At 70.8% G+C, this 20,883-nt stretch carries 11 protein-coding genes; 4 read left to right on the top strand and 7 right to left on the bottom strand.

Annotated elements, in window-relative coordinates; genetic code table 11:
- Positions 1-63: 63 nt before the first annotated feature.
- From ACPTTF_RS20510 to ACPTTF_RS20485, 6 genes are all read right to left on the bottom strand, one after another.
- Positions 64-1,830, bottom strand: a complete 1,767-nt coding sequence (locus ACPTTF_RS20510) for an ABC transporter ATP-binding protein (protein ID WP_423367973.1) — start codon at positions 1,828-1,830, stop codon at positions 64-66.
- Entirely contained in the window at positions 1,827-3,548 is a 1,722-nt protein-coding gene (locus ACPTTF_RS20505) for an ABC transporter ATP-binding protein (RefSeq protein WP_423367972.1), read from the bottom strand. Before ACPTTF_RS20505 ends, ACPTTF_RS20510 begins: the two co-directional genes overlap by 4 nt.
- Entirely contained in the window at positions 3,545-4,597 is a 1,053-nt protein-coding gene (locus tag ACPTTF_RS20500; protein WP_423367971.1) for a Gfo/Idh/MocA family oxidoreductase, read from the bottom strand. The genes ACPTTF_RS20505 and ACPTTF_RS20500 overlap by 4 nt, the downstream gene beginning before the upstream one ends.
- A complete protein-coding gene (locus ACPTTF_RS20495; protein ID WP_423367970.1) occupies positions 4,594-10,071 on the bottom strand; it encodes an amino acid adenylation domain-containing protein in 5,478 nt (1,825 codons plus the stop codon). Before ACPTTF_RS20495 ends, ACPTTF_RS20500 begins: the two co-directional genes overlap by 4 nt.
- Positions 10,068-14,492 carry an amino acid adenylation domain-containing protein gene (locus ACPTTF_RS20490; protein ID WP_423367969.1) on the bottom strand — a complete coding sequence of 1,475 codons (4,425 nt, stop codon included), beginning with the start codon at positions 14,490-14,492 and terminating at the stop codon, positions 10,068-10,070. The genes ACPTTF_RS20495 and ACPTTF_RS20490 overlap by 4 nt, the downstream gene beginning before the upstream one ends.
- Before the next feature lie 123 nt (positions 14,493-14,615).
- The gene (locus tag ACPTTF_RS20485; protein WP_166961639.1) at positions 14,616-15,557 is read right to left on the bottom strand and encodes a helix-turn-helix transcriptional regulator; all 942 of its coding nucleotides are present in this window, start codon (positions 15,555-15,557) and stop codon (positions 14,616-14,618) included.
- A 217-nt stretch (positions 15,558-15,774) separates the two neighbouring features.
- Between ACPTTF_RS20485 and ACPTTF_RS20480 the strand changes: the two genes are divergently transcribed.
- From ACPTTF_RS20480 to ACPTTF_RS20465, 4 genes are read left to right on the top strand one after another with little or no spacing between them, the layout of a single operon-like run.
- The gene (locus ACPTTF_RS20480) at positions 15,775-17,427 is read left to right on the top strand and encodes a (2,3-dihydroxybenzoyl)adenylate synthase (RefSeq protein ID WP_423367968.1); all 1,653 of its coding nucleotides are present in this window, start codon (positions 15,775-15,777) and stop codon (positions 17,425-17,427) included.
- The gene (locus tag ACPTTF_RS20475; RefSeq protein WP_166961633.1) at positions 17,424-18,197 is read left to right on the top strand and encodes a thioesterase II family protein; all 774 of its coding nucleotides are present in this window, start codon (positions 17,424-17,426) and stop codon (positions 18,195-18,197) included. Before ACPTTF_RS20480 ends, ACPTTF_RS20475 begins: the two co-directional genes overlap by 4 nt.
- On the top strand, positions 18,194-18,499 hold the full coding sequence (locus ACPTTF_RS20470; RefSeq protein ID WP_166961631.1) for an isochorismate lyase: 306 nt from the start codon (positions 18,194-18,196) through the stop codon (positions 18,497-18,499). The genes ACPTTF_RS20475 and ACPTTF_RS20470 overlap by 4 nt, the downstream gene beginning before the upstream one ends.
- A complete protein-coding gene (locus ACPTTF_RS20465) occupies positions 18,496-19,938 on the top strand; it encodes an isochorismate synthase (protein ID WP_423367967.1) in 1,443 nt (480 codons plus the stop codon). The genes ACPTTF_RS20470 and ACPTTF_RS20465 overlap by 4 nt, the downstream gene beginning before the upstream one ends.
- A 25-nt stretch (positions 19,939-19,963) precedes the next feature.
- On the opposite strand, the gene ACPTTF_RS20460 is transcribed toward ACPTTF_RS20465, so the two are convergent.
- The gene (locus ACPTTF_RS20460) at positions 19,964-20,848 is read right to left on the bottom strand and encodes a LysR family transcriptional regulator (protein WP_423367966.1); all 885 of its coding nucleotides are present in this window, start codon (positions 20,846-20,848) and stop codon (positions 19,964-19,966) included.
- Between the last annotated feature and the right edge of the window lie 35 nt (positions 20,849-20,883).

Below are 20,883 nucleotides of genomic sequence, written 5' to 3'. Positions count from 1 at the left end.
GCCATTTTTCGATCGAGGGGCTTTTCCTATCGATTCCGGGCACGCCGGCCCGCATTGTTCACGTCAGTGTTCGGACTCGGCCGGCCAGGCTTGCGCGTCCGTATCGGCCGGCGGCGGCCCGTCGGGCCACTGCCCGGCACGGGCGAACGTCGCGTACCACGCATCGGTTTCGACCAGCTGCGCGTGCGTGCCGGTCGCCCGCACGCGGCCCGCGTCGAGCACGACGATCGTGTCGGCGGCCGCCGCGAGCGCCGGCTGGTGCGTGACGACGATGCGCGTGCGCTGCCCGCGCAGCGCGACGAGGGTGTCGCGCACGCGCCGTGCACTCAGCTCGTCGAGGCTCGCGGTCGGCTCGTCGAACATCAGCACCGGTGCACGCGCCAGCAGCGCGCGCGCCAGGCACGCGCGCTGGCGCTGTCCGCCCGACAGCAACTGGCCGCCCGGCCCCACGTCGGACTCGAGCCCGTCCGGCAAGCGCTCGGCATCGCGCAGCAGGCCGACCGCGTCGAGCGCGTCGCGCAGTTCGGCATCGGTCGCGTCCGGGCGGCCCATCCGCACGTTCCACGCGAGGCTGCCGCGAAACAGCCCGCTGTCCTGGAATACGAGATTGCGCGTCGCGGCGAGCGTCGCCTCGCTCAGGTGCCGCACATCGGAGCGGCCGAGCAGCACGCGCCCGGCGCACGGATCGTCGAGCCGTGCGAGCACGCCGAGCAGCGTGCTCTTGCCGGCACCGGTGGGGCCGACGATCGCGACGAAGCCGCCCGCCGGGCAATGCAGGTCGACGCCGTCGAGCAGCGTCGCGCCGGCGGCCGAGCGGTAACCGACGCGCACCGCGTCGACGCTCGAATCGTGTACCGGCGTGCCGCGCTCGGGGCTGTCGAAACGCGGCGCATGCAGCACCGCGAGCACGGTGTCGAGCGCGCGCCAGCCGCCGCGCAATGCCTGGTCGAGCTGCGTGAGCTGCGCGAGCGGCTCGATGAAGCGCACGAGCAGCACAAGCACCGCCACGGCCGTTGCCGCATCGAGCCGGCCAGCCGCGACGGCCCACGCGCCGCCGACCAGCATCGCGACGAACACGCCCTGCACCGCGCCCGCGAAGCCGAGCTCGATCGGCAGAGAGCGCCGCATCAGCGCGCGCGTGCGGCGATGCTGCTCGTCGAACGCGTGCTGCAGCGCCGCGCGCGCGTCGCCTTCCCGGCCCGCGAAGCGCAACAGCCCCTGATGCGCGGCGAAAGTCTGAAGCTGCACGGCCATCTCGCGATCGCCGGACGCGCGCGATTGCTCGAACACGAGTGTGCGTGTGCCGCCGCGCTCGAGCAGCGCGAACAGCAACACGGCGGCTGCCGCGAGGCACAGCGCGATGCGCCAGTCGATCCACGCGAGCCCGGCGACGACCGCAAGCGGCGTCACGACCGCGCCGATCAGCGGCCCGAGCAGGTGTGCGGGAATCCCCATCGCCTGCATGACCGGCCCGCGCAACAGCCCGGCCGGATGACTGTCGCGCACGGCCTGCCACGACGCGATGCGCGGCAGGTGGCGCACGAGGCGTTCGACGAGACCGGCCGCGAGCGCGCCGCCCGCGCGATAGCCGCCGCGTTGCGCGGCGTACAGCACGCATGCGTGGCACAGCGTCAGCGCGCCGAGCGCGATCGTCCAGTGCAGTACGGCCGCATGCGCGCCGGCGAACCACGCGCGGATCAACGGCACGAGCAGCAACCCGCACGCGCCGTCGAGCAACGCGGCCGCCACCGCCCAGCCGACCCCGTGCCACAGCGCGCGGCGGGTTTCGGATGGCAGGCACTGCAAACGTTTGAGCGATTTCATCATCATGCGGACTCCCCGCCTGCGGCACCGCGTTCACTCCATAACCGCGCATACAGCCCGCGCGCGGCCAGCAGCGCCGCATGCGTGCCACGCTCGACGATGCGGCCGCGATCCAACACGAGAATCTGGTCCGCTTGCCGGATCGCGTCGAGATCGTGGCTGACGATCACGCGTGTGCGCGCGTCGCCGCGCAGCGCATTGCGCAATGCACTCCCGGTTTCCGGATCGAGTGCCGATGCCGGTTCGTCGAGCAGCAACAGCGGCGCCGTCGACAGCAGCGCACGTGCAAGCGCCAGCCGCTGCAGTTCGCCGCCCGACAGCCGCACGTCGCGCCCGCACACGCAGTCGTAGCTGCCCGGCAACGCGTCGATGCGCTCGTCGAGACAGGCCGTGCGCGCAGCCGCGCGAATCGCGTCGCGATCGGCATCGGGCCGGTAAAGCGCGATGTTCGCGGCAATCGACACGTCGAGCGCGGCGGCCTGCTGGAACACCATCGCCACCTGCTCGCGCCGCGTATCGGGCGCCAGCAGCCGCAGATCGACGCCGCCGAGCCGCACCGCGCCGCGGTCCGGATCCATGAAGCGCGCGAGCAGCATCAGCAGCGTGCTCTTGCCCGCGCCCGACGGCCCGACGATCGCGGTGGTCGTGCCGGCCGCGATCGTCGCGTCGATGTCGCGCAGGATCGGCGTGCCGTCGATGTCGACGCTCACGCCGCGCAGCTCGATCGACGCGTCGCGCGGCACCTGTGCAGCGCCATCGACCGGCTCGGGCAGGCCCGGCTGGGCGAGCAGCGCATCGAGGCGCGCAGCGGCCGCGCGCGCTTCGCGCAAGGCGTCGGCCCCGTGGCCGAGCGCGCGCACCGGCGCGGCGACCGCCCAGATCAGCAGCGCGAACGCACACAGTTCGCCGACCGGCAAACGGCCGGCCGTGAGCCATGTCGCGCCGAACACGACCCACGCGAGCAGGAACGGGGTGCCGAGCAGCACCTGCGTGCAGGCACCGGGCCCGCCGACGGCGCCGACCCACGCCGAAAACGCCTGTTCGAAGCGCCCGGTCGACGCCAGCGCGGCCGCCTCGATGCCGGCGCCCGGATACTGCCGCACGAGCGCCGGGTTCTGCGCGAGCTGCGCGTAATCGCCCATCAGCTGTTCAAGTGCCGCATTGCGCGCCGCGACGGCCGGCGCGAACCGCGCCGAACGCATCCAGCGGAACAGCGCGGCGCCCACGACGAGCGGGACCAGCGCAAAGGCGAGCAGCACCGGATTCAGGTACAGCAGGCACGCGAGCGCCGCGCACGGCACGACGACGAGTTGCGTGACGTCGGCCGGCGCGTGCCCGACGAGCTGGTGCAGCGCGCGCACATCCTGGTCGACGTGACGCGCGACGCGATCGCTGCCTGCGCGCGCGAACCAGCCGAGCGGCAAGCGTTGCAGATGATCGGCAAGGCGCCTGCGCAAGCGGTCGGCGAGATCGGCGTCGACACGATGCGTCAGGTGCAGCGCGACCGTCTGGCCGCCCAGCCAGCACACGCCGGCCACCACGGCCGCGACGAGCCAGCCGCGCGCCGTCGCGTCGACCTGCGCCGTCGCGCGCCATGCGTCGGCGACACGGCCGAGCGCGAGCCACGGCACGAGCGAGGCGACACCCGCCAGCGCCTGCAGCACGACCGCCGCCGCAAGCGGCACCGCGAACGGCCGCAACATCGAAAGCAACGGCCCCTTCATGCGGCGCGCTCCAGCAGCGTGCCGAGCGTGGCCGCGCACGCATCGCCCGGCGGCTGTTCCGGAAAGCCGAGCTGCATGGTCAGTTGCTGCCAGACGCGCGCCACGTCGATGCTGCGCTGGTTGCACGCGTGCAGCCCGTCGCCCGACACGAGCCGATCGACCGCGCGCACGGCCGCTTGCGGCCAGCTGCGTGCATGAATCGCGCCCCACGTGTCGCGCGCATCGTCGCAGATCTGGATGCTCGGCATGTCGTCCCCCGTCGCATCGCCGAAGATCGGGAACAACCCGTCCTCGTCCGTCGCCGGTTCGCGCAGCGCGGGCGCCCACCACAGCGGGCCATGCGGCGACGCGAGCGTCCACGTGCCCGCGTCCGTCGTCAGCGTGATGCTGAACAGCATGCTCATCCGGCCGTCGTCGGCCGCCGCCATCTCGTTGTGCACGCGCAGCGAGACCGGCGTTTCGGCGAGCACCATCGCGCATTCGCGCATCGACGACAGTGCCGGCCCGACCGGCTCGACCGACCACGGGCCCACGCCCTGCAGCGCGGCGGCGAGCACGTCGAGCGCCGCGTAACTGGCCTGCACCGAGCACACGACATCCGCATGCACGGGCGCGCTCGTTTCACGCAGCCGTCGCGCGACGGCGATGAAGCGGGAGACGACCGGCAGGTTCGGATAGAAGCTGTTGAGCAGGCAGCGCCGGCCATGACGCGACGCGGTGCGCAGCACGCGGTCCCATTCGTCGGGCAGCAGCGGATGCTCGATCACGACATCGATCCCGCGCTCGAGCAGCCGGCACGCGAGCGCCGCCCCGTCGGCGCCGCGCGCCGCGCCGCCGACCGCGACGCACGCGACGCGCACGTCCTCGGGAAGCGATTCAGGCGCGTCGAACACCGGCGCGTCGACACGTGCAGCCAACGCGGTGGTCCGCGCGCTGCCCTGCCCCAGAATGCCCGCGACACGATAGGCGCTGGACGCAGCGAGGCCCGCCGCATAGAACTGCCCGAAGCGGGAGCCGGCCACGACGACCGGCAGCGGATGAGCCTTCATTGCGCCTCCTTCAGGCGGGTGTCGACGAACGCGGCATTCAGGCAGTCGAAATGACCGCCGGGGATATCGACGGACGTGATGCCGCCGAGCGCCTGCGCCGTCCAGTAGTCGGTGAGCGCCGCGCGCTGCTGCGGAATCAGCGGGTTGCAGCGCTCCGGCACGAACAGCCGCAGCGCACCCGCATACGGCGCGTCGCCCGCCCAGTGGCTCGCCTGCACCGAATGCATGAAGAGCCGGTACAGCCGCTCGCGTTCGTCGAGCAGCGGATGCGCGACCTCGTCCTGCATCGACAACCCGGCGGCTGCACGCAGCACGCGGCCGCGCAGCGTGTCGAGCGGCTCGCAGCGATCGCCGAAAATCTCCAGCTGCGCCTGCAGGCTGCCGGACGCGACACGCGCAGGGTCGGCCTTCAATGCATCGGCGAGCGCGTCGGCGAGCACGTACGTCTCCGGAAACCCGAGTGCGTCGAGCGGCAGCCCGAGCGTGGCCGCGAAGTTGAACAGCACGAGCCGTTCGTCTTCGATCAGGTACGGAATCCGGTAGCTCGACACGATGTCGAGCGTGCGCACTTCGACGCCGAGCTGCACCAGCGACTTGGCCATTTCGAGCGCGACCAGCCCGCCCGAGCAGTAGCCGAGCACGTCGACCTCGCGCACGCCGGTGCGCCACAGCGCATCCGCATAGCGCCTGCCGAGCGTTGCGTTCAGGTGGCGTGCCGGCAGGTCGAGATAGTCCTGCGCGTCGCGCACCGCGAAGCCGAGCACCGGACCGAGCCGCGCGAGCGCCGGCATGACCGGACGATACGCCTGCACGGTGCCGAGACCTTCGTGCACGATCACGCGCGGCACACCCTCGCCCGGTGCGAGCGGAATCGGCTGCACGCCTGCACGCACGCGTGGTGCAGGCGCATGGATGACCGCCGACGCGTGCGCGATGCGCGGGGTGGCCGGCGCAGCCGGCGGTGCGCTGCCCGACGGCTGTGCAGCCGCATCGCGCAGGCATTGCGCGAACGCGGCGGGCGTCGGTTGCGCGAGCACCCAGCGCAGCAACCGGTCGAACGGATGCGCGTGCGCGAGCGGCTCCTCGCCGCGCAGCCGCGACACGAGCTGCGCGATCAGCAGCGAATCGCCGCCCGCGGCGAAGAAGTCCTGATCGGGCGTGACGTTGCGCGTATCGAGAACGGCTTCCCACAAGCCGATCAGCCGCGCCAGCAGCGGATCGGCGGCAGCCTGCGCGTGAGCCGGACGAGCGGCCGCCGGCTCCGGTTCGCGGATGTCGGCGATGCCGGCCAGCATACGGCGGTCGATCTTGCCGTTCGCGGTCACGGGCAGACGGTCGAGCACGCGCAATTGCGACGGCACCATGTAACCCGGCACGCGCTCCGCGACGAACGCCAGCAGCGCGTCCGGTGCGATCCGCGCCGCGCCACGCCTCACGTGCGCGAGCAGGATGTCGTAGCCGAGTGCGTCGAGCGGCGTGCCGGGTGCCACGCAGCCGAGCGCGCAATCGCCGCCTTCCACTTGCAGCCATTCGAGCCACTGCGCACGCGGCACGAACAGGCGCGCCGTCTCGGCGCGCGCGTCGTTCGGCGTTTCCATCATCAACCCCTGGCTGATGCTGATCTCCGGATGCTCGGTCGTCAGTTCCTGGATCACCCACCACGCATCGGCCGCCGACAGCGCACGCAATCCAGCGACCAGCGCGACCGTGTCGCGCGCATTGTTCAGCGCACCGGAGCTGATCGCGACGTCGATCGAATGCGGCGCAATACCCTGCGCATCGAGCGCCGCGTTCATGTCGAACCGCACGAACCGCATCCACGGATACGCGGCGAAACGCTCGCGCGCCGCCGCGAGGAAATAGCTCGACACGTCGCTGAACAGGTAGTCGATCCGTGCGCCGGCTTCGACCAGCGGTGCGAGTGCGTCGACGATCGCGCGCGTCGCCGCAGCCGTGCCCGCGCCGATCTCGAGGATGCGCCACGGGCGCTGCGGCTCGCGCGCGACGATCGCACGCACGGCTTCCGCCATCCCGTGATGCAGGGCACGTGCATGTTCGCCGTCGCTGTACATCGCGTCGGCGATATGTGACGCGCCTTCCGGGAACATCAGGCCGGCGGGCGACACGCTGCCGTCCACCTGCACGTCGATGCATCCCGCGCTGTCGCGGAAGTAGTCGACGAGGACGGCCGGCCACAGATCGGGCGACGCATCCTGCGCAAACGCGTCCCAGCATGCGTGTGCGTCGGCGTGGCCGGCATCCGGCCGCAGACGCCAGCCGCCTGCTTCAACATCCGCGTGCAGCACGCAGTGCTTGTCGAGCAGCGCGAGCCAGTGGCGCAGCAGATGCTGTCGCGCCGCCGGCACGCGCAACCGTTCGCACAATGTCGCGAAATCCGTCGCAGCATCGTCGGTCAGCGCGCCAGCCGGCACGATCCACGCGGCCAGCGACGCAACGCAGGCCGCTTCGAGCTGCGCGACCGACCGAGACACGTCCGCGTGCGCGGGCCAGCGCGCCGTGTCGAACGCCGTGCGCACGTGCGCCGCAATCTCGTGCAGCGCGTCGTCGTGCGCCGACGGCTCCGCGCCGTGCAGCGACACGAAGCTCGCGAGCCGGCGCTCCGTGCCGTCGCCGAGCACGATCGTCGCGGCCGCACCGACGAGCGGATGCGCGGTCAGCGCCGCATCGATCTCGGCCAGCTCGATCCGGTAGCCACGGATTTTTACCTGATCGTCCTGCCTGCCGAGGAATTCGAGCGAACCGTCGGTGCGCACGCGGCCAAGATCGCCGGTGCGGTAGAGCCTGCGCCCGTCGCGATGATGAATGAAGCGTTCGGCCGTTCGTACGGGATCGTTCGCGTAACCCGTTGCCAGCCCCACGCCGCCGATATGGATCTCGCCGCGCACGCCGGGCGGGCACGGCCGGCCGAGTGCGTCGAGCACGTCCATCGTCTGCCCGGTCAGCGCGCGGCCGTACGGAATGCTGGCAAGCTGCGTATCCGCCGGACGGATCGGATGCTCGATCGACCAGATCGACGCCTCGGTCGCGCCGCCCAGGCTGAACAGCGCGCTGTCGGCCCAGCGCCGCCACCAGCGCGTGGGCAGCGTCACCGGAATCCAGTCGCCCGACCACAGCACGCGGCGCGGGCCCGGCACGTCGAGCGCCGGTTCGCTTTCGAGGTAGTCGATCAACATCTGCCCTTGCGCGGGCACCGAATTCCACAGCGTCACGCGATGGCGCACCATCAGCTCGGCCCAGTGCGACGGATCGTTGCCGCGCGCCGGATCGGGCAGCACGATGCACGCGCCGCGTGCGGTCGCGCCGAAGAAGTCGTAGACGGACAGGTCGAAGCTCAACTCGGCCAGGCCGAGCACCACGTCGCCGTCACCGACTTCATGGCGCGCGCTGATGTCGGCCAGCGTGTTGCACACGGCCGCGTGGCTCAGCATCACGCCCTTGGGTTCGCCGGTGGAGCCCGACGTATAGATCACGTACGCGAGTGCGTCGCCGGCGATGTCGCGCGCGGCGCGCGGCGGCCACTGCGGATCGATCGGCAATGCATCGAGATCGATGCGCACGCAACCGTCGTGTTCGAAGTCGAGCGCCTGCACGCTGACGACCGCACGCACTCGCGCATTGCGCAGAATCGCCTGTTGCCGCAGCGCCGGCTGGCGGCTGTCGACCGGCACGTACGCGGCGCCCGCCTGGACGATCGCGAGCACGGCCGCGAGCTGGTGCGCGCACTTCGGCATCAGCACGGCGACGGGGTCGCCCACGCCGACGCCGGCCTGTTCGAGCGCCGACCGCAGCGCCGCCGCATGCTGCGCGACGTCGCGATACGTGCGCGCCCCCTGCGCATCGATCACCACCGGCGCATCGGGCGACCGCAACGCCTGCGCGGCGAAGCCGGCCGCGATATGCGTATCCGCATCCGGATGAACCTCGGCGGCGGGCGCGTCGGACGGCAGCACGATGTCGCCCGCGCGCGACCACCACGCCGCTTCAGCGGCGAGCCGGCCCAGCAGCGCGACGTACGCGTCGAACATCGCCGCCGGCATCCCGTCCGGAAACAGGTCGTCACGCACGTCCCAGCCGATTTCCAGCCCGCCGAACTGGTCGGTCACCTGGCAGTCGAGCCACACCTGCGGCGTCTGGCTGATCATGTAGCGCGGCGGCTCGGCGCGGGCCGCATGCTCGCCGAGCAGGCGACCGACACTGCCGATGCCGCTCGTGAACACCACCGGCATCAGCGCCGCATCCTTGCCGCGGCGTCGCGCGAGTTCGCGCATCACGTCGACACCGGTAAACGCGCGATGGTCGAGGTCGTCGAACATCCGCGCGCCGATCGTGCGGGCGCGCTCGACGAAATCGCGCCCGTGCGTCGCGTCGACCGCGAGCAGGCTCAGTGCGGTGAAATCGCCCAGCACCGCGTCGATGCGCGGATGCACGGGCGGCCGGTTCAGCACCGTCAGGTTCAGGCAGAACGCGGGCGACTGGCTCCAGCGGCCGACGACTTCGGCGAACGCGGCCAGCGCGACACTCGCCGCGCTCAGCCCGACGCGGCTCGCGTGGCCGCTCAGCGCGGCCCATTGCGCACGATCGAGCCGCGCATGCCGGTGCGTGAAGCGCGGCCGCGCGTCGGACGGCATCGCGGGCACCACCGGCAGATCGGGGCGCGCCGGCAGCGCGTCGATGCGCGCAAGCCACCACGCCTTGTCGCGCGCATGATCGGCGCGCGTGCCGGCATGGGCTTCATTGACGACGTAATCGCGGAACGTCGCATCGAGCGGCGCCGGCTGCCATTGCGGATCGTCGTAACGGCGCCGCCATTCGGCGAGCAGCAATTGCAGGCTCGCGTAGTCGATCAGCGTGAAATCGACGGACAGGTGCAGCACCGCGCCGTCCGGCCCGAGGCTCACTTCCGGCTGCAGCACCGGCCAGCGGTCGAGCGCGTGCACCGCATGGTCGAGGCGCTCGCGCACGCGCTTCACGTGCGCGTCGAATGCGTTCGCATCGGCATCGCGCAGGTCGTGCACCGCGAGCGGCTGCCACGGCACGTCGGGCAGCACGCGTTGCCACGCGTTGTCCTCGACGATCGCGCGCAGCATCGGATGCCGCGCGACGCACGCATTCCACGCAGCCTCGAAGCGCACGCAGTCGAGATTCGCGGGCTCGCCATATTCGACGTACAGATGGCACGCATTGCCGCCGAACTCGAACGATTCGTGCCGGCCGAGCACGTACGCGGCTTGTACCGGCGTCAGCGCGAACCGCTCGTGCCGGCGCGCCGGATCGCGGCGCCAAGCGCCGTCCTTCAGGAAGCGGACGAACGCGTCGCGTTCGGCCTTGATGCGCGCGGCCAGGTCCGCATCGAGCGCGCCGGCCGGCGCGCGATAGCGCAACTGGCCGCCGTCGTCGCACCACAGTTCGATCTGGCGTTCGCGGCAAAGATCGAGCACGTCATCGAAGCTCACAGCACGCCCTCCTCGATCGCCGCAACCGGCGTGTCGCTTTCGGCCTGCGAGGTCTGCGACGCTTGCAAGCCCGGCACGGACGATGCAGCCTGCGCGGCCTCGTCGAGCTGCGCGGCAAGACCCGCGAGCGTCGGCTGCCGGTAGAACGCCGCCATCCCGACCCGCACGCCGAGCCGCTCGCGCAGTTGCGCGAGCAGGCGCGTCGCGAGCAGGCTGTCGCCGCCGAGCGCAAAGAACGTCGCGTCGCGCGCGTTCGCCGGGCGGCCAAGCGCGTGCTCCCAGCAGGCGAGCAGCGTCGCCTGCCGTTCGTCGGCCGGCACGAACGCATCGTGTGCGGCCGGTGCGTCGCCGAGTGCCCGCGCGAGCGCCTCGCCCACGGCCCGCCGATCGATCTTGCCGTTCGCGTTGAGCGGCCAGCGCGCGATCCACCACAGCGCTTCGGGACGCATCGCGTCGGGCAACCGGTCGCGCAGCCAGTCGGCCAGCGCCGCTTGCGCGGCCGGTTCGCCGACACGGCGCGCGTCGATGCAGGCGAACGCGGTCGAGCGCCAGCTCCGGGAATCTTCCAGCGCAAAGCCGCACGCGTGTGCCGCCGACGCCAGCGCTTCGTGTGCAAACGGCCGCGGCAGCGACGCATCGCCCGTCACGCCCGCGACGAGCTCGCGCAGCGGCGAATCGCGCAGCACGTCGGCGAGCAGCAGGCGGCCATTCTCCGCAAGCAACGCTGCTGCGATCCGGAACGTATCGCGCGGATCGTCGCGCAAGTGAGCCGCCGCGAAACTGATCACGCAATCGAACCGGCCGAGATGACGTGCGGGCAGCAGGCCGTCCTGCATCGTCTGCAGCATCGGCATCGTTTGTGCAAAGTACGCCTGCGCGTTGTGCAGCAGACCTGGCGACGCGTCGAACAGCGTCACGTCGAAGCGCGGATCGTCGAGCACGCCGAGCCCCGCATCGAACCATTGCCCGGCGCGTGCGTCGAGCACCGCGACCCGCAACGGTTCGGTGCGGGTCGCGGCCTGGGCCCGCAGTGCATCGCCAAACTCGCGCAGCGCGCGGGCGCCATCCGGCAGACGCGTCGCGAACGCCAGCGGCGCTATCCGCGGATCGAGCGGCACACGCCGCGCGGCGCCGTCAGGATCCGCAGCGAGCGCACGCAGCGATCCGGTCAGGTCGTCGAGATCGGCGGCATACCAGTCGAGCAGATCGAACGCGCCGTCGATGGAAATCAATACGTCATCCTTCGCATGCCGATACGCACGCAGTGACGACGGCAAGCCCGTATCGCCATCAAGCAGCCGATCGGCGACCGCACGCGCGACGGCCGCTTCCGCGTGCAGGGTATCGGCAACGTCGGCTTCCGCGAGCGCGGGCGATGACGGCATGACATCCGATGCGCGGTCGGCCGGCACGAACGCCGCCGCGATGCGCGCGGCTTCGCCGCCGACGACGCTCGCGCACGCACCGTCGATCTGCGGATGCGCGGCCAGCGCGGCCTCGATCTCGCCCAGTTCGATCCGGTGCCCGCGTACCTTCACCTGGCGATCCTCGCGCCCCAGGAATTCGAGCGTGCCGTCGGGCCAGTAGCGGCCACGGTCGCCCGTGCGATACCAGCGGCCCGACGCCTGCTGCACGAAGCGCTGCGCGGTCAGCTCGGGATCGTTCCGGTAGCCGCGCGCGAGACTGTCGCCACCGATCAGCAATTCGCCCGGCACGTAATCCGGCACATCGCGGCCGTCGGCGTCGACGACACGATAGGCCTGCCCCGGCAACGGCCGGCCATATGGAATCGAACGCCAGTGCGGCGGCACGTCGCGCACCGTCTGCACGTTCGACCAGATGCCGGCCTCGGTCGCGCCGCCGAGCGCATGGAACGCACAGGCGTCGCCGCACCGTTCGCGCAGGCGCGCCGGCAGGTCGAGCGCGATCCAGTCGCCGGACAGCAGCGCCGCGCGCACGCTGCGGCACGCGTCGGCCGCAGCGGGCACCGCCAGCGCCATTTCCAGCAGCGCGGGGGCCGAATTCCACAGCGTCACGCGATGCTGCGCAATCAGCTCGATCCAGCGCGCCGCGTCGCGCGCATCGTCCTGGGTCGGCAGCACGAGCTCGGCGCCGGCACCGAGCACGCCGAACAGGTCGTACACCGACAGGTCGAAATCGAGTGCCGACACCGCGAGCAAGCGGTCTTGCGCACGCGCGCCGAGCAGCGCGTCGATCGCATCGATCGTGTTGAGCGCCGCCGCGTGCGTCATCTCGACACCCTTCGGCACGCCCGTCGAACCGGACGTGTAGATCACGTACGCGGTGGCCTGCGGCGCCACCGCGAGCGGCGCGGCCAGCGGCGCATGCGTCGTCAGCGCCGCGACGTCGAAATGCGGCAGCGGCGCATCTGCGCGCGCCGTGTCGCCGATCACGGCCTTCACGCCGGCGGCGCGTTCGATCAGCGCCTTGCGCGCCGCTGGCTGCGCGATGTCGAGCGGCACGTAGCACGCGCCGGCGGCCAGTACGCCGAACACCGCGGCCACCTGTTCCGGCCCGCGCGGCAGGCTGATCTCGACGGCATCGCCGTGACCGATGCCGGCCGCACGCAAGCCACCCGCGATCGCCAGCGCCTGCGCGGCCAGTTCGCCGCGCGTCACGACGCGCTCGCCGCAGCGCAATGCGACGGCCGCCGGCTCGCGCGCAGCCAGTGCAAAGAAGTCGGCATGCAGCGTGCGCGGCCGCGCGGGCGCGGGTACCGCGTTGAGCGCATCGCGCACGCGTCGCTGCGAGGACGGCAGCTCGACTGCGATCGGCAACCGCCAATCGCGATCGCACAGCGCCTGCACGAGCGCGACATACGCGCCGAACATCGCATCGATCATCCCGTCGGGAAACAGGCCGTCGACGCTGTCCCATGCGAGCAGCGCGCCGTCCGGCACGCGATAGAGCTGGTGATCGAGCCACACCTGCGGCGTCTGCGAAATCATGTCGTGCAGATCGCCGAACGCGCGCGCGAATGCGTCGGGCACGAACGGCGCGTCGCCGAGATTGCACGAGAACACGACGGGCGCCGCGCGCGGCGCGCCCTGCCGGCGCGCATCGCGCAGCACGTCGAGCGCCGGATAGGCAGCCTGTGCGATCGCGCCGTGCAGCCGCTGCTGAAACGCGCGCACCGTGTCGGCCGCGCTCGCGTCGGCGCGCATGTCGCATTCGACGAGCAGCAGCGTCGTGAAATCGGCGATCACGCGGCCGAGATCGGGCGCATCGCCGTGCCGGTCGAACAGAGGCACGTTGAGCAGGAACGCCTGCCGGCCGCTCCAGCGCGCGAGCACCGCGGCGAACGCCGCACCGAACACCGACGACAGCGTGACGCCATGCTGCGCGGCCCGCGCCTGCAGACGCGCGAGTTCGGCCGTGCTCAGCGTATGCGCGACGCGGCTGAAACGCGGCGCGCGAATCGTTTCCGGCGCACGGGCGAGCGGCAGCGCCGGCCCCTCCGGCAGCGTCGCGAGCCGCGCATGCCATGCGTCGCGCGCCGCGGCCCGCGCATCGCGCGTATCGGCCGCGCGACGCGCGAGCCAGGCCGGGAACCACGTCGACGGCGCGTCGGGCAATGCCGACGGTTCGGCATACGCGGCGCCGATCTCCTGCATCAGCAACCGCACGCTGTCTACGTCGGCCGCGAGCAGGTCGACGCTCAGCCACACGCGATCCTCGCCGCCGGGCATCTGCACGAGCCCCATCATGAAAACCTGCGCATGCTCGACGTCGAGACATTCGTGCGACCGGAACGCGCGCAGCGACACCCATTCGGTTTCCGCATCGACGGCGACCCTGTCACGCCAGTCCGCATGCGCGAACACCGGCGCGTCCGGTGCCGCGACGATCTGCTGGCGGCCGCCGGTGAAGCGCGCACGCAGCATCGGATGGCGCTCGCGCACGTGCCGGCACGCCGCGTCGAGACGAACGGGATCGATTGCGCGGCTGCGAAACTCGAGGAACGCGTGACAGCTCACGTTGCCGAGCACTTCGCCGTCGCCGCGGCCGAGCCAGTACGCCTGCTGCACAGCGGACAAGTCGAACGGCGCATGCACGTCGACATCCGCCACCTCGGCAGCCTCGGCCTCGGGCGCCGCGGATGCGACGCGCGGCGCATTCGCGAGCAGCTCGGCCCACGCGCCGAGCGTCGGCGTACGCGCGAGCGCATCGAACGTCAGCGCGTAGCCGAGCCGGTTCACGCGCGTCTGCAGGTACATCAGCCGGATCGAATCGAGGCCGCAGCTCAGCAGGTCCTCGTCATCGTCGAGCGACGCGATTTCGTCGACGGGCTCGTCGAGCAGCGCCGCGATCATCGCGACGAGCTGCGAGCGAAGGGCTATGGGAGAAAAACGGGAAGGATCGGAATGATCGATGGTTGAATCGACAGCGGTCTGGCTCATGGGCACGCCTTGTATGGGTCGTTCGATGGCGGATCCGCGCGGCGGCGGCCACCCGTTAATGAGAATCTATCTCATTTACACCCATGAGCCCGGTCGATTGCTTTAGGCGGCCGGTCAGTTGTTTTAGATTGCCGCGCGCTCCAGTTCGACGTCGTCGATCGCGTTCGACGACGCGCGAATATCGCTCGGCGAAATGCCGTAGCGCTTGCGGAACGCAATCGAGAAATGCGCGGGGCTGTAGCCGACGCGGTACGCCACGGTCGACACGTTCGCGTCCTCCGCGCACAGCATCGCGTGCGCGGTCCGCAACCGGTATTCCTGCAGGTACGCATACACGCTCGTGCCGAACACCTTGCGGAAACCGGCCGTCAGCTTGCGCGAATTCATCCCCACGCGGCCCGCGAGCGCGTCGAGCGTCGGCGGCTGCTGAAGCTCGCGCGTCAGGATGTCGCTCGCCGCGTACACGCGCTCGACGTCCGACGACGTGACGCGCACGTCGGCCGGCGCGAACTGCCGCTGTGTCGCCAGCAGCTGCGCGCTCAGCGCGGTCAGCTCGAAGGCCTTGGCCTTCAGGTAGTACTCGCGCACCGCGCCCTCGAACGGGCACGTCGCGATCTGCACCGCGAGCGCCTGCAGCGCCTTCGACGCCGGGCAACTGACGATGCGCGGATCGCCGCCCGTCGGCGCGAGCATCTTCTCCGGCAACAGGCTCAGGTTGCGGTCGAGCGCGTCGAGGCCGAGCTGCACGATCGTGTAGCGCAGCGGCGTGTCGCGGTCGTAGATCTGGTGCGTCGTGAATTCGCCGTCGTTGGCGATCACGCACAGGCCCGGCCCCTTGATGCACTGCTCGGGCTGGCCCGGCACGCGGCAGCGCAGCTGCCCGCTCTGCACGAGGACGAGCTTCAGCCCTTTTTCGAGCGGCTCCTCGTACCAGTCGCGGCTGTCCGAGCACAGCGTGCCGCTCATGAGTTTCATGCCCGCGTCGATGTGCACCACGCCCGGATGATTGCCGGGCACGAGCACCGGCGGGTGACGTCGTGACGAAGCGAAGGAGGTCGAGCTCATCGGAGGTCCGTTGGTTAGGCGGCACGCGCGGCCCGGCGCGCGCCGGCGGCAACCGGCCGATTCTCCGGCCGGGCCGGGCGGGCGCCGCGCGACAGGCGCCCGATCGAATGAAATTGCCGCGATATCGAAAGAAACGGCGTTATCGCGGCACTTGTTACAAATGATAATACCTCTCATTTACATTTTTTGACAACTTGCCGGAACCCAAGGTCAGCGCATGCAACCCTCCCTTCCCTCCGTGGCGCCGGCCATTCCGGCCGACGCGCCCGACTGGCCCGACGACTTCGCGCACCGCTATCGCGACGCCGGCTACTGGCAGGACACGACGTTTTTCGATGCGCTCGATGCGCGCGCGCAGCGCGATCCCGATGCGCTTGCCGTCGTTGACAGCGCCTGCCGGCTCAGCTACCGCGACCTGCTGGCGCGCATCCGCCGGCTTGCGGGCGGCCTCGCGCGTCTCGGCCTGGCGCGCGGCGACGCGGTCGTCGTCCATCTGCCGAATGGCGCACGCTTCATCGAGACGTGCTTCGCGCTGTTCCAACTCGGCGTGCGACCGGTGCTCGCGTTGCCCGCTCACCGCCACTACGAGATCGGCGCGTTCTGCCGCTTCGCCGGCGCGCGTGCGTACCTGGGCGCGGCACAACTCGGCGAATTCGACTGCCGGCCGCTTGCGGCCATGCTGCAAGCCGACTGCCCGACGCTCGAGCACGTCGTGATGGCCGGCGACGATCACGCGTTCACCCCATTCGACGCGCTGTATGACGCGCCGCCGCTGCGCGAATGCGCGGCACGCGCCGACGACATCGCGTGCTTCCAGCTGTCGGGCGGCACGACCGGCACGCCGAAGCTGATTCCGCGCCGCCATCGCGAATACCTGTACAACGTGCGCGCGTGCAGCGCCGCAAGCGGATTCGACGCCGGCACCGTGTATCTCGCCGCGCTGCCGATGGCGCACAACTTCACGCTGTGCTGCCCCGGCACGATCGGCGCGCTGCTCGCGGGCGGCCGCGTGGTCACGACCGGGCGGCCCGAGCCCGAACAGAGCTTCGCGCTGATCGCGCAGGAACGCGTCACGCATACCGCGCTCGTGCCGCCGCTCGCGCTGCTGTGGCTCGACGAACAGCCGCAACGCCAGGCCGACCTGTCGAGCCTGCGCGTACTGCAGGTCGGCGGCGCGCGCTTGATGGACCACGCGGCAGCGCGCGTGACGCCCGTGCTCGGATGCCGGCTGCAACAGGTGTTCGGGATGGCGGAAGGACTCATCTGCTGTACACGGCTCGACGATTCGCCAGAACGGATCGCGCATACGCAGGGCCGCCCCGTGTCGGACGGCGACGAAGTGCGGATCGTCGACGATGCCGGCGAACCGGTCGCGCCCGGTGAAATCGGCGAGTTGCAGGTGCGCGGCCCGTACACGATACGCGGCTACTACCGGCTCGCCGAGCACAACGCGACCGCGTTCACGGCCGACGGCTTCTATCGCAGCGGCGACCGCGTGCGGCGCACCGCGGACGGCGACCTCGTCGTCGAAGGCCGCGACAAGGACCAGATCAATCGCGGCGGCGAGAAAGTCTCCGCTGAGGAAGTGGAAAACCTGTTGCTCGCGCATCCGCAGGTGCACGACGCGGCGGTGGTCGCGATGCCCGACCCGCTGCTCGGCGAGCGCACGTGCGCGTTCGTCGTCGCCCGCGCGCCCGCACCGTCCAGGCTGGTGCTGAAACGCTACCTGCGCGACTGCGGGCTCGCGGCCTTCAAGATTCCCGATCGCATCGAGTTCATGCCGCGCTTCCCGGAAACCGGTATCGGCAAGACCAGCAAGAAATCGCTGCGCGACCTGCTGCGCCGCCAGTTGCAGGCGGCGGCCGCATGACCGCACGACCGGCCGATTCGAACTGGATCCGCGAACTGCGCCTGTCGCCGTGCCCGCGCGCGCAGCTCGTCTGCTTCCCGCACGCCGGCGGCACCGCGAATTTCTTTCGCGGCTGGAGCCGCGCGCTGCCGTGGGACGTCGACCTGCTCGCGCTGCAGTATCCGGGCCGCGAGGAACGCTTCGGCGAGGCGTGCCTGGCGTCGATCGACGCACTCGCCGGCCCCGCCGCCGCCGCGCTGCAACGCTATGCCCATGCGCCGCTCGTGCTATTCGGGCACAGCCTCGGCGCGGCGCTCGCGTACGAGGTGGCGGCGCGGCTCGAGGCGCGCGGCACGGCACCGCTTTACCTGGCCGTGTCCGCGTTGCCGCCGCCGCATCGTCAGCGCCTGTCGGATCTGCACCTGCAATCCGACGATGCGCTCGTGGCCGATGTCGCGCGGCTGTCCGGCGAGCACGCCGCGCTGCTCGCCGATCCGGAAATGCGCGCGATCTACCTGCCGATGATCCGCAGCGACTACCGCGCGATCGAGACGTATCGCCGCGACCGGCCGCCACGGCTCGACACGCCGCTCGGCGTGATGTTGCCGCTTGCCGATTCCGAACTCGACAACGACGAAGCACAGGCATGGCAGGACGTCGCGTCGCGCCCGATCCGCATCGAGACGTTCAGCGGCGACCACTTCTACCTGCGCCACCAATACCCGGCGGTGATCGCGCATCTGGTCGAACGGATCGACCATTCCCTTCGTTACGGAAAGGAGTACACATGAAGACACCGGACGCCTGCACGGGGCTGCCCGACATTCGCGAAGCCATCGATCGCCTGGACGCCGACATCATCGAGGCGCTCGGCCTGCGCATGCAATACGTGAAGGCTGCCGCGCGTTTCAAACCCGACGAAGCGAGCATCGCCGCGCCGGAACGGGTAGCCGCGATGCTGCCCGACCGGCGCCGCTGGGCCGAACAGGCCGGCCTCGATGCCGACTACGTCGAGACGCTGTTCTCGGGCCTGATCGCGTGGTACATCGCGCAACAGACGCAGCACTGGCGCCTGCAACGGGGGCGCGCATGAACGCCGGCCTCCCGCTGCTGCACGACACGTTCGCCCGTGCGGCCCGCCGCGCCGCCGACACCGGCACGCCGACGCTCGCGTCGGTGTCGGTGCCGCTGCGCGCGCTCGATTTCTTCGACCTGATCGCCGCGTGGGACGACGGCGCCACGCCGTGGTTCTTCCACGAAGCCGGCGATACGTCCGTCACGCTATTCGGCTGGGACTGCGCACTCGAACTGACCGCCACCGGCGACACGCGCTTCGCGCAGATCGATGCACGCTGGCGCATGCTCGTTCGCGATGCGGTGACGGCCGGCCCGCAACCGCCGCGCGTCGTCGGCGGCTTCCGGTTCGATTCGCATGGTGCGCGCAGCGCACACTGGGCACCGTTTCCCGACGCGAGCATGACAGTGGCGAAACTGCTGATCGTGCGCGAAGGCGATGCACACTGGGCTGTCTGCCAGCACATCGTCGCCGCGCACGACGATCCGGCCGCGCTCGCGCATGCGTGCCTCGCGCGCATCGAGTCGCTTGGCACGCTCGCCGCCGCCCGCGACGACGATGCCCCGCATCTGCTGCACACGCAGGCGCTGCAGGCGAGCGAATGGCAGCACGAAGTCCGGCGCGCGGTGGACGCGATCCACGGCGGCGCGTTCGGCAAGGTCGTGCTCGCGCGTGACGTGCTCGAACAGTACGCGCGGCCCGTTGGCGTCGCGCCGCTGCTGCGCCGGCTGCGCAAACGCGACGCGCATGCGCACCTGTTCGCGGTCCGCCGCGAAGGCGCCTGCTTCGTCGGCGCCACGCCGGAACGGCTCGCGCGTGTCGCGGCCGGCGACGTGCGCACGCATGCGCTGGCCGGGACAATCCGGCGCGGCGCCACGCCCGACGACGATCGCGCGCTCGGCGCGGCCTTGATGGCTTCCGCGAAGGAACGGCTCGAACACGCGCTCGTCGTCGACGCGATCCGCGCCGCCTTGACACCGCTGTCGCGCGCGCTCGACGTGCCCTCGGAACCCTCGCTGCACCGGCTGCCAAGGCTGCAGCACCTGAGCACACCGATCCGCGCGACGCTGAAGGCGGACGCGACGCTGCTGCAGGTCATCGCGGCGCTGCACCCGACGCCGGCGGTGGCCGGACATCCACGCGATGCGGCGCTCGACCACATCCGCGCGCATGAAGGATTCGATCGCGGCTGGTATGCAGCGCCCGTCGGCTGGATCGACGCACACGGCAACGGCGACTTCATCGTCGCGCTGCGCTCCGCGCTGGTCGACGGCGGGGCCTGCCGGCTGTTCGCGGGCTGCGGCATCGTCGCCGATTCGGAGCCGGTCAACGAATATCAGGAGACCGAACTCAAGTTGTCGGGCATGCAGGCGGCCATCCGCGTGCGTGATGTGACGGAGGCTGCCGCGGAAGCGCATGGCCCGGCACGGGTGTCGGCTTCGTCGACGGTCGAGTGATGCTGAGGCACGGCGGCCGCGCGCATCACAACAACGGCAGCGTGAGCCGGATGTGCTCGGCGAACGCCGCCGTCAGGTGCGACGGCCGCTTGCGGTCGAACTTCAGCGCAATGCCCACGGCCGGCAATGGCGGCAAGCGCGGATCGCCGGTGACGATCGTCAGGTCGGCCGGTACCGCCGTCTGCGTCATCACCGCGAACGCCTGCCCCGAACGCACCAGTGCGATCAGCCCCGCGAGACTGCTGCTCGCATACGCGACGCGGTAGTCGCGACCGGCGCGATCCAGCACCTCGCAGGCCGCGATGTGATCGAGCGTGTCGCGATCGGACAGCGCAAGCGGCAACGGATCGAAATGCCCGGGTTCCAGCCCGGGATAACCGATCCAGACCAGTTGCTCGCGACGAATGATGTCGTCGTTCGCGCCGTCGTCCGGCAATGAAATCATCGCAAGATCGACCGCGCGCTTCTCCAGCTGTTCGATGAGCCGCGGCGTCGGCCCGCACACCACTTCGACGATCGCCTGCGGATGCTGGCTCGAGAACTGCCGCAGCAGCGACGGCAGCCAGACCTCCGCGTAATCGTCCGGGCACCCGAAGCGGATCGTCCCCGACAGCCCCGTGCCGCACAGGTCGACCATCGCCTCGTCATGCAGCCGCAGGATGCGCTGCGCATGCACGAGCAGCCGCTCGCCCGGATGGGTCAGCACCACGCCGCGGCCGGTGCGCTGGAAAAGCGGCTGGTCGACGACAGTTTCGAGCCGCTTCATCTGCTGGCTGAGCGCGGACTGGGTCCGGCCGACACGCGCGGCCGCGCGGCTGAGCGCGCGCACCTCCGCGATCACGACAAACGAGCGCAGCAGGTCGATTTCAAGCGAAAGTCCCAAGGTATTAGCTCCTTTTCTACCTTGCATAAGAACTATTCGTTTCCATCAAACCAGACGCGCGC

The organism is Burkholderia crassaminum (assembly GCF_964265005.1).
Lineage (GTDB): Bacteria > Pseudomonadota > Gammaproteobacteria > Burkholderiales > Burkholderiaceae > Burkholderia.
This window is presented reverse-complemented; position numbering and strand designations above follow the sequence as displayed.